14 protein-coding genes are annotated in these 14178 nt (G+C 69.6%); 10 read left to right on the plus strand and 4 right to left on the minus strand.

All coding sequences use genetic code 11. The features are described 5' to 3' along the window. Positions 1-110: 110 nt before the first annotated feature. Both trxA and QH290_RS05470 read right to left on the minus strand, forming a co-directional pair. Entirely contained in the window at positions 111-485 is a 375-nt protein-coding gene (gene trxA / locus QH290_RS05465) for a thioredoxin (RefSeq protein ID WP_280266019.1), read from the minus strand. A gap of 46 nt (positions 486-531) precedes the next feature. Next, positions 532-1047, minus strand: a complete 516-nt coding sequence (locus QH290_RS05470; protein ID WP_280382147.1) for a 2'-5' RNA ligase family protein — start codon at positions 1045-1047, stop codon at positions 532-534. A gap of 111 nt (positions 1048-1158) precedes the next feature. Between QH290_RS05470 and QH290_RS05475 the strand changes: the two genes are divergently transcribed. The 5 genes from QH290_RS05475 (at position 1159) to QH290_RS05495 (ending at position 5578) form a co-directional block, all read left to right on the plus strand. Beyond that, positions 1159-2244, plus strand: coding sequence for an isocitrate/isopropylmalate dehydrogenase family protein (locus tag QH290_RS05475; RefSeq protein WP_280382148.1), 1086 nt, complete (start codon positions 1159-1161; stop codon positions 2242-2244). 121 nt (positions 2245-2365) lie between these two features. Beyond that, positions 2366-3301, plus strand: a complete 936-nt coding sequence (locus QH290_RS05480; protein WP_425301712.1) for an ABC transporter substrate-binding protein — start codon at positions 2366-2368, stop codon at positions 3299-3301. 5 nt (positions 3302-3306) lie between these two features. Beyond that, on the plus strand, positions 3307-4227 hold the full coding sequence (locus tag QH290_RS05485; protein WP_425303555.1) for an amino acid ABC transporter permease: 921 nt from the start codon (positions 3307-3309) through the stop codon (positions 4225-4227). A 38-nt stretch (positions 4228-4265) separates the two neighbouring features. Beyond that, positions 4266-5018 carry an amino acid ABC transporter ATP-binding protein gene (locus QH290_RS05490; RefSeq protein ID WP_280382153.1) on the plus strand — a complete coding sequence of 251 codons (753 nt, stop codon included), beginning with the start codon at positions 4266-4268 and terminating at the stop codon, positions 5016-5018. A 122-nt stretch (positions 5019-5140) separates the two neighbouring features. Next, positions 5141-5578 (plus strand): DUF4383 domain-containing protein, encoded by a 438-nt coding sequence (locus QH290_RS05495; protein WP_280266021.1) that lies wholly within the window; start codon positions 5141-5143, stop codon positions 5576-5578. Positions 5579-5588: 10 nt separating this feature from the next. Here QH290_RS05495 and QH290_RS05500 read toward each other — a convergent pair whose 3' ends face one another. Beyond that, complete coding sequence (locus QH290_RS05500) at positions 5589-6494, minus strand: LysR family transcriptional regulator (protein WP_280382149.1); 906 nt, start codon at positions 6492-6494, stop codon at positions 5589-5591. A 71-nt stretch (positions 6495-6565) separates the two neighbouring features. Between QH290_RS05500 and QH290_RS05505 the strand changes: the two genes are divergently transcribed. The 4 genes from QH290_RS05505 to QH290_RS05520 all read left to right on the plus strand — a co-directional run bounded on the left by QH290_RS05505 (position 6566) and on the right by QH290_RS05520 (position 11367). After that, positions 6566-7924, plus strand: a complete 1359-nt coding sequence (locus QH290_RS05505) for an FAD-binding oxidoreductase (protein WP_280382150.1) — start codon at positions 6566-6568, stop codon at positions 7922-7924. 53 nt (positions 7925-7977) lie between these two features. After that, complete coding sequence (locus QH290_RS05510; RefSeq protein WP_280266013.1) at positions 7978-8913, plus strand: SPFH domain-containing protein; 936 nt, start codon at positions 7978-7980, stop codon at positions 8911-8913. Further along, the gene (locus QH290_RS05515) at positions 8913-9080 is read left to right on the plus strand and encodes a type II toxin-antitoxin system antitoxin (RefSeq protein WP_483244082.1); all 168 of its coding nucleotides are present in this window, start codon (positions 8913-8915) and stop codon (positions 9078-9080) included. Before QH290_RS05510 ends, QH290_RS05515 begins: the two co-directional genes overlap by 1 nt. 109 nt (positions 9081-9189) lie before the next feature. Further along, positions 9190-11367 carry a hypothetical protein gene (locus tag QH290_RS05520; protein WP_280382151.1) on the plus strand — a complete coding sequence of 726 codons (2178 nt, stop codon included), beginning with the start codon at positions 9190-9192 and terminating at the stop codon, positions 11365-11367. 17 nt (positions 11368-11384) lie between these two features. On the opposite strand, the gene QH290_RS05525 is transcribed toward QH290_RS05520, so the two are convergent. Beyond that, positions 11385-12281, minus strand: a complete 897-nt coding sequence (locus QH290_RS05525) for a class I SAM-dependent methyltransferase (RefSeq protein WP_280266020.1) — start codon at positions 12279-12281, stop codon at positions 11385-11387. A gap of 267 nt (positions 12282-12548) precedes the next feature. On the opposite strand from QH290_RS05525, the gene rpsA reads away from it, so the two are divergent. Next, the gene (rpsA, locus tag QH290_RS05530; RefSeq protein WP_280266011.1) at positions 12549-14018 is read left to right on the plus strand and encodes a 30S ribosomal protein S1; all 1470 of its coding nucleotides are present in this window, start codon (positions 12549-12551) and stop codon (positions 14016-14018) included. The last annotated feature ends 160 nt before the right edge of the window (positions 14019-14178 follow it).

The following is a 14178-nucleotide window of genomic DNA, read 5'->3' on the forward strand; positions in this document are numbered from 1 at the left end:
CCGCCGCGGCGGCCGCCCGCCCCCCCCCCCCCCCCGCGGCCGCCCGGCCCGGCCGCCCCCCCCCCCCCCCCCCCCCGCGGGGATGGGCTTCGACGCGCGAAGCGGGCGGCCTAGCTCTGCTCCTGGGCCTGCTGCTCGGCGATCTGCTTGCGGACCTCGTCCATGTCGAGGGCCTTCACCTGGGTGACCAGGTCCTCGAGGGCATCCGGGGGCAGCGCGCCCGGCTGCGCGAACACCAGCACGCCCTCCCGGAACGCCATGATGGTCGGGATGGAGCGGATGTTGGCGGCCGCGGCGAGGCTCTGCTCGGCCTCGGTGTCGACCTTGCCGTGCACCACGTCGGGGTGGTTCTCCGCGGACTTCTCGTAGGTCGGCGCGAACTGCTTGCACGGGCCGCACCAGTCGGCCCAGAAGTCGACGAGGACCACGTCGTTTCCGGTGACGACCTCGTCGAAGTTCTGCGTGGTCAGGGTCTGGGTGGCCATGGCATCCTCTCGTCTGTGGTGCCCGGTGCAACGCCGGGCACGTCGGTTATCTTCCGCTTCCGCGTGCGACCGGCCATTCACGACGCTGATCGCCGTCCCACCGACGGATGCCTACCACCGTAGTGGGGAAATCGCGATCGCTCGCCACCGCGTCGACGGCGGCCGCGAGATGCTGGGGTCGCACGCGCCTGGCCAGGGTCACGTGCGGGGTCCAGGCGCCGGGCCGCACATTCGCCGGAATGCCGGGGCAGTGGGCGATCACCGAGAACAGTCGTCGCTGCAGATCCAGCAGTTCCGCGGTGGGAACCACGAGCCGCACCAGGACGGGGTTGCGCGCGCCGAACATCACCAGCCCGCCGATCCGTACCGGCAGCGGCCGGAACTCCTGCGCGCCGAGCGCCTTGTCGAGGCGCGGCCAGATCTCCCGAGCCACCCCGACCGTGACGTGCGGCCGCCGATCGGCGGCGGGACTGTGCACGCCGACCTCCGCCAGCACCCGCCACTGCCGACGAATCTCCGCCTCACCGGCGTCGTCCAGCACCAGCTCGACCGACTGAAACATGATCTTGGACAAGATACTTGGTGGTGGACCGCCCGGTGGCACTTCGGCCATGACACGGGCACGCCGCCCCCCGGCGATCATCGAGCAACCCGCACGGTCGAGGATGGGGGCGTGAGCGGAGACATCGGCGAACCACTGCGGCTCGGGTTGATCGAGGGGGACGGGATCGGTCCCGAGGTCGTGCGCGCGACGCGGGAGGTCGTCGACGAGGCACTGGCCGCCGTCGGCGCGCCCGAGGCCGACTGGGTGCCATTGCCCATGGGGCACAAGGCGATCGAGCAGTTCGGTGATCCGCTGCCCGAGTCGACGCTGCGGGCGCTGGAGCGGCTCGACGCCTGGATTCTGGGCCCGCACGACAACGCCTCCTACGCGCCCGAGCACCGCACCGGCGCGCCGCCCGGCGGTGCCATTCGCAAGCGGTTCGGCCTGTACGCCAACATCCGCCCGGCGCGGGCGTTCGCGGGCGTGCGCGCGGCGGCCGAGATGGACCTGGTGATCGTGCGCGAGAACAGCGAGGGCTTCTATGCCGATCGCAATATGTTCGCCGGATCCGGCGAGTTCGCCCCCACCCCGGACGTGGCGCTGTCGGTCGGCGTGGTGACCCGCCGGGCGTGCGAGCGCATCGCGCACGAGGCGTGCCGCCTGGCCGCCGCCCGGCGTCACCGCCTGACCATCGTGCACAAGGCGAACGTGCTGCCGAGGACGATGGGCCTGTTCCGGGACGTCTGCTACGAGGTCGCCGCCGAGTATCCCGATGTGGTGGCCGTCGACGAACACGTCGACGCCGCGGCGGCGCACCTGGTGCGCGCCCCCGGCGACTACGACGTGCTGGTGACCGAGAACCTGTTCGGCGACATCCTCTCCGACCTCGCCGGGGAACTGAGCGGGTCGCTCGGGATCGCCGCCTCGCTGAACTGCTCGGCCACCCAGGCGATGGCCCAGGCGGTACACGGCGCGGCGCCCACCCTGGCCGGTCACAATCGGGCCAACCCGGCGGCATTGCAGCTGTCGGCGGCAATGTTGTTGCGCTGGTTGGGTTCTCGACGCGGCGATCGTGGCGTGTCGCAGGCCGCGGAGCGCATCGAACGGGCCGTCGCGGCCGCCTTCGCCGCCGGGATCGCCACCGCGGATCTCGGCGGCCTGGCCTCCACCGCCGAATTCACCGAACAGGTGCGGGCGCGGCTGCATCGGTGGTGATATAGGGTTTCGAACTCGGCGTGTAAGGAGCTCCGCCGTATCCGGTGCGGATTAACCTTCGGTAACCGACCGACACAGTCGGTCCGAATCGCCTAAATTTCGAACGGCGGGCGACCTCCACATGTCGCCCACCCAAACATGGAGGGCTGCTGTGTCTGTTCGAATCGGTGCCCGCGGGGTTGCCCTGCGGGCCGTCTGTTTACTCGCCGGCGGTGCGCTGGCGCTGGCCGGCTGTACCACGAACACCGAGGACAACGCGCCGACGGCGGAGAAGATCGAGGTCGCCAAGGTCGACGCGATCGCCGCCAAGCTGCCCGAGAAGGTGAAGCAGTCCGGCAAGCTGGTAGTCGGGGTGAACATTCCGTATCAGCCCAACGAGTACAAGGACGCCTCCGGCAAGATCGTCGGCTACGACGTCGACCTGATGGACGCGGTGGCCGCCGTGCTCGGCGTGCGGGCCGAATATCAGGAGTCGGACTTCGAGAAGATCATCCCCGCGATTCAGGCGGGCACCTACGACACGGGCATGTCGTCGATGACCGACACCAAGGAGCGCGAGCAGACGGTCGATTTCGTCGACTATTACAACGCCGGTATCCAGTGGGCGCAGCAGAAGGGCAAGCCCATCGATCCGAACAACGCCTGCGGTAAGCGAGTGGCGGTGCAGCGCACCACCATCGAGGAGACCGAGGACGTGCCGAACAAGAGCAAGGCGTGCGAGGCGGCCGGTAAGCCCAAGATCGAGGTCGTGGCCTTCGACGAGCAGAGCGCGGCGACCACGGCGCTGGTGCTCGGCCAGGTCGACGCCATGTCGGCCGATTCCCCGGTGACCGCCTACGCGATCAAGCAGAACCAGGACAAGATCGAGGCGGCCGGTCCGCTGTTCCAGTCCCAGCCCTACGGCTGGCCGGTGCCCAAGGGAGCGCCGCTGGCGCCCGTGCTGCAGGAGGCGGTGCAGCATCTGATCGACTCCGGTGAGTACCGGCAGATCGCCGAGAACTGGGGCGTCCAGGAGGGGGCGATCACCAAGGCCACCATCAACGGCGCGGTGGGCTGACCGCGGTGAGTGAGAACGACTCTCAGCCCGTCGATCCCACGCCGATCAAGGCGGTGCCGCTGCGGCATCCGGGCCGATGGGTCGCCGCGGCGATCATCCTCGCGCTGCTGGCCCTGTTCCTCTACGGTGCCGCCACCAATCCCGCCTACCGGTGGGACATCTACTGGAAGTACCTGTTCGATTCGCGCATCGAATCCGGCGTCCTGATCACGCTGGAGCTGACCGTGCTGGCCATGGCCATCGGTGTGCTGCTGGGCATGCTGCTGGCCGTGATGCGCCTGTCCCCGAATCCGGTGCTGCGGTCGGTGGCGTGGGTGTATCTGTGGATCTTCCGCGGCACGCCCGTGTACGTGCAGCTGGTGTTCTGGGGGTTGTTCCCCTCGCTGTACAAGATCATCGATCTCGGCGTGCCGTTCGGGCCGCAGGTCGTGCACTGGAACATCCAGGACTGGCGGACGCCGTTCCTGTTCGCGATGATCGGCCTGGGCCTCAACGAGGCCGCGTACATGGCCGAAATCGTCCGTGCCGGAATCAATTCCGTGGGCGAGGGCCAGCGCGAGGCATCGGTCGCGCTGGGCATGTCGTGGGGGCAGACGATGCGCCGCACGGTGCTGCCGCAGGCGATGCGGGTGATCATCCCGCCGACGGGCAACGAGCTGATCAGCATGCTCAAGACCACCTCCCTGGTGACCGCCATCCCGTTGACGACCGACGTGTACGGCCGCGCCCGCGACATCTATGCGGTGAATCTGCAACCGATTCCGCTGCTGCTGGTCGCCGCCACCTGGTACCTGCTGGTCACCAGCGTGCTGATGGTGGGCCAGCACTATCTGGAGCGGTACTTCTCCCGGGGCGCCACCCGGCAGCTGACCGCGAAGCAACTGCAGGCGCTGGCCAACGCCCAGATGTCGGAGGTGGGCAAATGACCGCGGCCGCAAGCACTCCCGTGAACGACGCGGTGCCGATGATCCGGGCCGAGCAGGTGTGCAAGAGCTTCGGCGCGCTGCAGGTGCTCAAGGGCGTCTCGCTGGAGGTCGAGCGCGGGGAGGTGATGTGCCTGATCGGGCCGTCCGGCTCGGGCAAGTCGACGTTCCTGCGCTGCATCAACCATCTGGAGCAGGTCAACGCCGGGCGGCTGTATGTCGACGGCGATCTGGTCGGCTATCAGGAGAAGGGCGGCAAGCTCTACGAGCTGCATCCGCGCGTGGCGGCCCGGCAGCGGCGCGATATCGGCATGGTGTTCCAGCATTTCAACCTGTTTCCGCACCGCACGGCGCTGGAGAACATCATCGAGGCGCCGACGCAGGTCAAGAAGCTGCGTAAGGCCGACGCCGTCGCCCGGGCCAAGGAGCTGCTGGACCGGGTCGGGCTGGGCGAGAAGGCCGACGCCTATCCGGCGCAGCTGTCCGGCGGGCAGCAGCAGCGGGTCGCCATCGCGCGGGCGCTGGCGATGGATCCCAAGCTGATGCTGTTCGACGAGCCCACCTCCGCGCTGGACCCGGAGCTGGTCGGCGAGGTCCTGGGCGTCATGCGCGAGCTGGCGGCGTCGGGCATGACCATGGTGGTGGTGACCCACGAGATGGGCTTCGCCCGCGAGGTCGCCGACCAACTGGTGTTCATGGACGCCGGTGTGGTCGTGGAGGCGGGCAACCCCCGCGACATGCTGGCCGACCCGGCACAGGACCGCACCAAGGCCTTCCTGTCGAGGATCCTGTAGCGCGCGGGGTGTGGGGCTTCCGTTCGACGCGATGGTGAACTACGGTGTGTAGTAGGAAGTTCACCGGCGAGCGGTGGGAGGGCGTCGTGGGCGCACAGGTAGTAGGCGGCCGCCGAATTTCGTTGGCGGAGTGGAGTTTTCTGCAGTGGGCGGTGCTCGTCGTCGGCGTGGTGCATATCGTGTGGGCGATCGTGGGCTGGATCGCCGAGCCCAGCTTCGCCCTCGGCCACCACGCGCCGACGACGCCGGTGCTCGGCATGGACTACAACGGCTGGCATGCCGTGGCGGGGCTGCTGCTGTTCACCCCGGCTCTCGTTGCCGCCCTGCGTAAATCGTGGTCGGCCTGGTACTGCGTGGTCGCCGCGGTGGGTGGCGGGTTCGTGGTCGGCATCTGGGCGCTGTTCTCGCATCAGGTCCTGATATTCAGCTTCCCGAACCACCGGCTCGACGCCATCGAGCACATCGCCACCGGGGTGATACTGCTGGCGCTCGTCGCCATCCAGGCCGTCCGGGACGGCAGCCTGCGGGCGACGCTCGGATTGCCTTCCGCCGCAAGCTGATCGGGCAAGGTCACGACGGCCGCGGCTGCTGCGCCAGGGCGATGCGGAGCTGGCCCAGCAGGACCTTCGCGGCCGGGGTCAGGCGGTCGGTGCGCCAGGCCAGGGCGAGCTGTCCGTGCAGTTCGGGCTCGACGATCGGGAGGGCGCGGACGCCGAAAGCGGCCGCCTCCCCGGGGGTGAGCGCGGGGACGACGGCCGTGCCGAGCCCGCGCGCGGCCAGCCGTAGCAGCAGCGGGGGAGCGGCCGCCTCGAACGCGATATTCGGATCGAAACCCGCTGTGGCACAAGCGCGTTCGAACTGCCCGCGAACGCCGGTGCCCCGGGTCAGGCAGATCAGGGGGCGGTCGCGCAACTCCTCGAGTGCGAGGCGGCGGCGAGGGTCCGGGTCGTCGGCGGCGACCGCGGCGACGATCCGGGTGTCGAGCACGACATCGAGCCCGATGCGGGGGTCGAGCGGGCTGCCGGTGAGTCCGACGAGGGCGATGTCGAGCGTGCCGCGTTCGAGGTCGCCCAGCATCAGATCGGAATTCGTTTCGGTGAGGGTGATATCGACCTGGGGGTGGTCGTCGTGGAAGTCCGCCAGCACGGAGGCGACGTCGAGTTCGCCGGTGGCGACGCCGGAGATGGTGCCGAGCCGGATGTGCCCGCGCAGCAGCCCGGTGAATTCGTCGGCGGTGTGGCGGATCTGCTCGGCCGCCGCGAGCGCGGTGCGGGCATGCGGCAGGACGGCCGCCCCGGCGGCGGTCGGGGTCACCGCGCGCCCGGAGCGGTCCAGCAGCCGCTGGCCCAGTTCCCGCTCCAGCTGCCGGATCTGGGCCGACAACCCGGGCTGGGCCAGGTGCAGCCGCGCCGCGGCCCGGGTGAAGTTGGCCTCCTCGACCACGGTGACGAAGTAGCGCAGCTGACGAAGTTCCATAACTGATGATTCTAATGACAAGAAGATCTATCTGTTTTACTTCTTATCGGCGGGTCGGAACAGTAGGAGTCGTGAGCATTGTGAACTTCGATCTCCCCACCTTCACCGGCCCCGTCTTCCGCCCGGGTGACGCCGGGTACGACGCCGAGGTCGCCGGATTCCAGACCGCCGACACGCACCGTCCCGACCTGATCGTCGGCGCGGCCCACACCGAGGATGTCCGTGCCGCGGTGGAATACGCTGCGCGCCTTGGCCTTCCGGTGGCGGTCCAGGCGACCGGCCACGGTCTGTCGGTGGCCGCCGACGGTGGCGTGCTGATCAGCACCCGCCGCATGACCGAGGTGTCCGTCGATCCCGGGACCCGCACCGCGCGGATCGCCGCCGGGGTGCGGGCCGGTGCGCTGATCGAGGCGGCCGCGGCGCACGGGCTGGCGCCGCTCAACGGCTCGTCCCTGTCGGTCGGCATGGTCGGGTACCACCTGGGCGGCGGCCTGGGCATCCTGGCCCGGACCTTCGGCTACGCCGCCGATCACGTGCGCGCGGTCGAACTGGTGACCGCCAGCGGGCGGTTGCGCCGCCTCACTCCCGGCGATCCGCTGTTCGGGGCGGTGCTCGGCAGCGGCGGCAACTTCGGCGTGGTCACCGCGCTGGGGATCGACCTGTTCCCGATCGCCACCGTCTACGGCGGCCAGCTGACCTTCGACACCCCGCTGGTGGAACCGGCGCTCGAGGCGTGGCGGCGGTGGACCCGGGAGCTGCCCGAGGAGATGACCTCGGCGATCACCATCATGACGATGCCCGACATCCCGGTGATCCCGGAACCGTTGCGGGGGCGGTACATCGCCACGATCAATATCGCCTACACCGGACCGGCGGGCGACGGGGAGCGGCTGGTCGCCCCGCTGCGCGCGATCGGCCCCCGCCTCGATGACGATCTGCGCAGCATGCCCTACTCGGAAACCCATGGGATCTACCGGGATCCGGACTTCCCGCACGACTACGCCGCGACCAACGTGCTGCTGACCGAGCTCCCGGCCGAGGCGGCGCGGGCGTTCCTGGACACCACGGGTCCGGATTCGCCGGTGCCGGTGGTCGCCGGATTCCGCCACCTCGGGGGAGCGCTGCGCCGCCCCGGCCCCGCCGGGGTCGCGGTGGATCATCGGGAGGCCGAGTACATCGCGCGGTTCATCACCATGCCGGAGGGTGACGGCACCGCGGTGCGCGATCGCCACGACCTCATCGGTAAGGCGTTGTCCCCGTGGACGATCGGCCACAGCCTCAACTTCCTGTACGGCGCGGGGGAGTGGGCCGACGAGGCCCAGACGCGCGGTGGATACCGGCCCGAGACCTACGACCGGCTGGCGGCGCTGAAGGCCGAGTACGACCCGGCCAACCTGTTCCGGTTCAACCGCAATATTCGCCCGGCCTGACGGACTCGCTCCATGCTATCTTCGTGATATCACTTCGATATTGGGAGGGTGTCATGGAGCTTCGTCCGGCGTTCCGGGTGAACGGGTTCCTCATGCTGCTGGTGCTGGTGGTCATCGGTGGCGGGGCGCTGATCGGCGCCATCGCCGCGACCGGCGCCGCGTCGGAGGGCGGCAGTGCCGGGGCGGGGGTGGGTGCCGCGGTCGGCTACGTGGTCGCGGCCGCCGCGGTCGTGCTGCTCACGGGGCTGACCACGGTGAGCCCCAACGAGGCCAAGGTGCTGCAGTTCTTCGGCCGCTACATCGGCTCGGTGAGCGAGGCGGGCTTCTTCTGGGTGGTGCCGCTGACCGCCAAGCGCCGAATCTCGTTGCGGGTGCGCAACTTCGAGACACAGACGCTGAAGGTCAACGACTCCGACGGTAATCCGGTCCAGATCGCCGCCGTGGTCGTCTACCGCGTGGTCGACAGCTTCAAATCCGCCTTCGCGGTCGACGACTACGAGGAGTACGTGCAGACCCAGTCCGAGGCCGCGGTCCGGCATCTGGCGACGGTGCACCCGTACGACGCCGCGCCCGACGCGCCGTCCACGGTGACGGGCGCCGCCGGGTCCGAGGCTCCCGCGGATCCGGGCCCCACCAGCCTGCGCAACGGCGCGGAGGTCGCCGAGGAGCTGACCGCCGAACTGCGCGAACGCACGCTGCTCGCGGGGATCGAGATCCTCGAGGCGCGCATCACCCATCTGGCGTACGCGCCGGAGATCGCGCAGGCGATGCTGGTCCGGCAGCAGGCGGCCCAGGTGGTCGCGGCGCGCAGCCGGATCGTCGAGGGCGCGGTCGGGATGGTCGGGATGGCGCTGGAGCGCCTCACCGCCGAGGGCATGGTCGAACTCGACGAGGAGCGGCGCGCGGCCATGGTCTCGAACCTGCTGGTGGTGCTGTGCGGCGATCGGTCGGCGCAGCCCGTGGTGAACACCGGAACCCTCTACGCGTGATGGCGAAGCGGGAGCCGAAGCGGGTGCTGCTGCGGCTCGACCCGGCCGTCCACGAGGCGATCGCCAAGTGGGCGGCCGACGATCTGCGCAGCGTCAACGCCCAGATCGAATACGCCTTGCGGCTGGCGCTGGACCAGTCCGGCCGCTCCCCGAGGCCCCGGGGCTGAAAACAGACCGGATACCCGTTTCGCCTGGAATTGATTACCAGGAAGTCACGTATTGGGCACAAAACGCACAAGGACGTGCGTCTATGCGTCGAATCGGTAACGTGGTCGCGTGCCTATCGCGTTCGAAACCGGCGGACTGCAGCAACTCGATCCAAGCACCTGGGGTAACCCTGTCACCGGCGACCTGGTCACGCTCGCCTACGTCGATGCCGTCCCCGACCTTCCGGCACCGCTCGAGGACATCGACGCGTTACGCCGTGGGCTCACCGAACTGCAGGCCGAGTTCGGCTGCCTGATCGAGGCACACGCCCTCACCGTGGCGGGACAGCCCGCGCTGCTGCGGCTCGAGAAGTTCCCGCTGCCGGACCGGCCCGGACTGGGATTCACGGCCGGGATCGTGCTCCCGAAGGCCACCTGCAGCGCGATCCTCAAGATCATGTGCCGGGAGACCGGCCGGTCCGGCGTGCGCGAGGCCGCGATCGTGCCGAAGGTGGGCTTCCAGAACATGTTTCGCGCGCATCCGTACGCGCCCGAGGTGCGGGGCAAGCTGCCCTACAACGTGGCCGACGACGCCCAGTGGGACCCGCAGTTCCCCGACCACCCGCTCACCCGCGCCCGCCGCTGGATCTCCCACATCAGCCGTACCGCCGGGGTCGACCCGCGCTTCGCTGCCCTCCCGCCCTTCACCGGCCCGGCACAGCCGCCGGAGCCCGCGGGCGATCCGTCCGAAACCGCCCCCGCACCCAGCGTCGGCATCTCGACAGCGACACCCGACGCCCACCCCACGCCCGCCGAACCGGGCCCATCGCCCGCCGCCGAGACGGAACCGACGCCATCCGGCGGGCCTGCGCCATCCCCTACAGCGGACGGGCGGCCGTCGCCCGGCGGCGAGATCGGGCTGTTGTCGTCCGGCGGTGAGGCGGGGCCGATGTCGCCTGGCGGCGGGTCTACGCAATCCGGTGCCGCGGGGTCGGGTTCGATGTCCCCCGGTGTTGGGCCTACGACGTCCGGTGCGGTGGAGTCGGGGCTGATGTCGTCCGGCGGCGGGCCTGCGTCGTTCGCTGCGCAGGGTGGGCCGGTGCCGTCCGATGCAGGACCTGAATCGTCTTCCGCGGAGGCCGGGCGGACGTCGTTCACCTCCGGGCCTGAGGAACCTGCGCCCGGGTCGAATCGTCCGGCGCCGGGCGGTATTCCACGGTTGCCCGCGGCTGCGGCGCAGTATGCGGGCACGCCGATCGGGGCGGCTACCCGGCGTGGCGACCGGCGGTCGGCGTTGCTCGCCCAGGCGTCCGCGGCGAGCAACGCACAGCAACCCGCCGAGGACGCACCGTCGGCCCGCGGTCGCCTGGGCAATTCGCAGTCGCCGATGGACTCCACCGAGACCAAGCCGATCCCCACCGCGGAGGCCCTGGGCAGCAAGCCGCGCGGCTCCCGGGGTGCGGCGGAGCCGACGGGCGCCCGGGGCGGTTCCGGAGCCGACGCGCCGTGGTTACCGCCCGACGCCGCGGAGACGACGGCGATACCCGCCGGTTCGGCAGGGGAGAGCGGTCCACGGTTCCCAGCGGAATCGCCGTTCTCCGTGCGGGATTCAGACCCGCGGTTACCGCCCGAGGCACCGGAAACCACGGCCATATCCGCCGTTACGGGCTCGAGGATCGGCTCACGGTTCTCCTCCGAGCCATCGGAGCCCCCGGCAACGCCCACAGACCCGGCCTCGCCGGATGCCCGCCGGTTGTCAGCCGACGCCCCGGAGTCGGCGCCGAGAGAGCCAGGCCACGTAGACGACACCGACAATCCCGCGGCGACGACGGCCATACCGGCGGCGACCGGCGGCGCGGCGGGGGAGGCGTCCGACCCTGGTGCGACCACCGCGTTCCCCGCCCGCGCGGTCTCGGAGGATGCTTCCGGATCGTCCGACGCCGAGACCACGGCGTTTCCCGGCGGCACCGGCTCCGACGAGGCCGACCGGGCGAGTGCAGCACGGACCACCGCCATCCCGACCGGGCCGATCCGCGGGCTCGGCGGGCGGTTGTCGTCCGGCTCCCGCCGCGCGGCCGATACGCCCGACGGGAGCAGCCCCCGGCTGCCCGCGAGCGCCGAGCGGCGCACCGGCCCGGACGATCCGCACTCCGCGGCGATTCCGAGGGTGCGGCCGGATGCGGAAGAGACGACGGCGATCCCGTCCGGGCGGCGCCGGGCCGAGGACCGCCCACAGTCCGACGGGTCGGCACCCGTCGATTCCGAGGCGTCGGCGGGAGCAGAAACCCGGCCGATCCCGAAGCGCTGAGAATCCCCGCCGGTGGGTTAGCTGTGGGGCGGCTTGTTTGTAACGAAAATTGCTGTGCCTGGGAAGATTTCGCCGCGGAGGGGGCTCCACTGGCCCCATTCTCGGTCCAGCCGTTCCGGCCAGGTCGGTTCGATGATGTCCTGGAGGATCAGGCCCGCGGCTACGATCTCGCGGACTCGGTCGCCGATCGTGCGGTGATGTTCGACGTAGGTCGGCGCGCCGTCGCCGTCGACCTCCACGTAGGGGGTGCGATCGAAGTACGACAGGCTCGCGCGCAGACCCTTCGGGCCGGGATCGTCGGGAAAGATCCAGCGCATCGGGTGATTCACCGAGAACACCCAGCGCCCGCCCGGTCGCAGCACCCGGGCCACCTCCCGCATCACCCGCGCGGAGTCGGCGACGAACGGGACCGCCCCGAAGGCCGAGCACGCCAGGTCGAACGAGGCGTCGGCGAACGGCAGCGCCTCGGCCCCGGCCTGCACGAGCGGCACCCGCGGCCCGCCCCGCGCCATGGCGGCGAGCCCGCGCCGCAGCATGGCGCCGGAGACGTCCAGCCCCACCGGTTGCGCGCCATTTGCCGACAGCCATCGCGAGCACGGCGCCGACCCGCACCCGATTTCCAGAATGCGCTTCCCCGAGATATCGCCGAGCAAATGCCAATCGCCCTCGTGCATACCCTCCGGGCACCACACGAATTCACCGGTCGGGGAGTCCACGCCGAGGAAGTCGGCGTGGGTGTCGTGATATTGCGCGGCGTCGGCGTCCCACCAGCGCCGGTTGGCCCGCTCGCTGCTCGCCGAGTCGATCTCGGTGCGGGCCACCGCGGCCGTGCCGAGCAGTGCGTTCGCCTGTGCGTGGCGCTGTTCGCCCGCCGGATCCGGGATGACGCGCACGTCGGGATGATCTTCGGGCATCATGTAAGAGTAGCCATCTGACGAGGGGGACCCTTGTTTGCTTGCCGCAACTGACGTCGCGTACGCTGTTTCCCGCGAGTGTCTTCGGTACTTGCGTATTGAGGCCGCGCGCGCTGTGAGTTTCGCATGCTATGAGTACAGCGTTGTGCTGTGTCGCAGCGATGTGCTGTGCACGACCAACGCTAGTTCCCTCGCTGTGGATTCACAGCAAAACCGAAAGTCCACATGTCCACTACCGACCACAATCCGTCCGGAGCAACCCAACATATGCCCACCACCGTCACCTCGCCGCAGGTAGCCGTCAACGACATCGGCTCCGCCGAGGACTTCCTCGCCGCCATCGACAAGACGATCAAGTACTTCAACGACGGCGATATCGTCGAAGGCACCATCGTCAAGGTCGACCGGGACGAGGTTCTGCTCGACATCGGTTACAAGACCGAAGGCGTCATTCCTTCCCGCGAACTGTCCATCAAGCACGATGTCGACCCGGCCGAGGTCGTTTCCGTGGGCGATGAGGTCGAAGCCCTGGTCCTCACCAAGGAGGACAAAGAGGGTCGGCTGATCCTGTCGAAGAAGCGGGCGCAGTACGAGCGGGCGTGGGGCACCATCGAAGAGCTCAAGGAGAAGGACGAGGCCGTCAAGGGCACCGTCATCGAGGTCGTGAAGGGTGGTCTGATCCTCGACATCGGCCTGCGCGGCTTCCTTCCCGCCTCGCTCGTCGAGATGCGCCGCGTCCGCGATCTGCAGCCGTACGTCGGCAAGGAGATCGAGGCGAAGATCATCGAGCTGGACAAGAACCGCAACAACGTGGTCCTGTCCCGCCGCGCCTGGCTCGAGCAGACCCAGTCCGAGGTGCGTTCCGAGTTCCTGCACCAGCTGCAGAAGGGCCAGGTCCGCAAGGGCGTCGTGTCCTCCATCGTCAACTTCGGCGCCTTCGTCGATCTCGGCGGTGTCGACGGCCTGGTGCACGTCTCCGAGCTGTCCTGGAAGCACATCGACCACCCGTCCGAGGTCGTCGAGGTCGGCATGGAGGTCACCGTCGAGGTGCTCGACGTCGACCTGGACCGCGAGCGGGTTTCGCTGTCGCTCAAGGCGACTCAGGAAGACCCGTGGCGTCAGTTCGCCCGCACCCACGCCATCGGCCAGATCGTGCCCGGCAAGGTCACCAAGCTGGTGCCGTTCGGTGCGTTCGTGCGCGTCGAGGAGGGCATCGAGGGCCTGGTGCACATCTCCGAGCTGGCCGAGCGCCACGTGGAGGTCCCGGATCAGGTCGTGTCCGTCGGCGACGACGCGATGGTCAAGGTCATCGACATCGACCTGGAGCGCCGCCGCATCTCGCTGTCGCTGAAGCAGGCCAACGAGGACTACCACGCCGAGTTCGACCCGTCGAAGTACGGCATGGCCGACAGCTACGACGAGCAGGGCAACTACATCTTCCCCGAGGGCTTCGACCCCGACACCAACGAGTGGCTCGAGGGCTTCGAGAAGCAGCGCGAGGAGTGGGAGGGCCGCTACGCCGAGGCGGAGCGCCGTCACAAGATGCACACCGCGCAGATGGAGAAGATGGCGGCCGACGCCGCGGCCGAGGCCGCGAACGGCGGCGGCTCGTCGAACTACTCCTCGGAGAGCGGCGCGCAGTCGTCGTCCTCCGCGCAGCCGGAGTCGACCGGCGGTTCGCTGGCCAGCGACGCGCAGCTCGCCGCGCTGCGTGAGAAGCTGTCCGGCAACGCGTAGTAATTCGCGGAGCTGATGGAGGCCCCGGTCCGGTCGGACCGGGGCCTTAGCTGTGTTGTCCGGCGCGCAACCGGTGCGTGACCGCGGGTGGGCTATACTCAGCGAGGTTCTTGAAACAGTTGCATTTAAGACTTTGTAGTAGTGCGGGCTCGGCGGAAAG

The sequence above is a fragment of the Nocardia wallacei genome, from assembly GCF_029869545.1.
Lineage (GTDB): Bacteria > Actinomycetota > Actinomycetes > Mycobacteriales > Mycobacteriaceae > Nocardia > Nocardia wallacei_A.

Bases quoted from the DNA above. Each gene is read 5' to 3' on its own strand.
- QH290_RS05480 (WP_425301712.1), top strand. From the start codon at position 2,366: ATGTCGCCCACCCAAACATGGAGGGCTGCTGTGTCTGTTCGAATCGGT.
- QH290_RS05490 (WP_280382153.1), top strand. From the start codon at position 4,266: ATGATCCGGGCCGAGCAGGTGTGCAAGAGCTTCGGCGCGCTGCAGGTG.
- QH290_RS05470 (WP_280382147.1), bottom strand. From the start codon at position 1,047: ATGTTTCAGTCGGTCGAGCTGGTGCTGGACGACGCCGGTGAGGCGGAG.
- QH290_RS05500 (WP_280382149.1), bottom strand. From the start codon at position 6,494: ATGGAACTTCGTCAGCTGCGCTACTTCGTCACCGTGGTCGAGGAGGCC.
- QH290_RS05515 (WP_483244082.1), top strand. From the start codon at position 8,913: ATGGCGAAGCGGGAGCCGAAGCGGGTGCTGCTGCGGCTCGACCCGGCC.
- QH290_RS05510 (WP_280266013.1), top strand. From the start codon at position 7,978: ATGGAGCTTCGTCCGGCGTTCCGGGTGAACGGGTTCCTCATGCTGCTG.
- QH290_RS05525 (WP_280266020.1), bottom strand. From the start codon at position 12,281: ATGCCCGAAGATCATCCCGACGTGCGCGTCATCCCGGATCCGGCGGGC.
- rpsA (WP_280266011.1), top strand. From the start codon at position 12,549: ATGCCCACCACCGTCACCTCGCCGCAGGTAGCCGTCAACGACATCGGC.
- trxA (WP_280266019.1), bottom strand. From the start codon at position 485: ATGGCCACCCAGACCCTGACCACGCAGAACTTCGACGAGGTCGTCACC.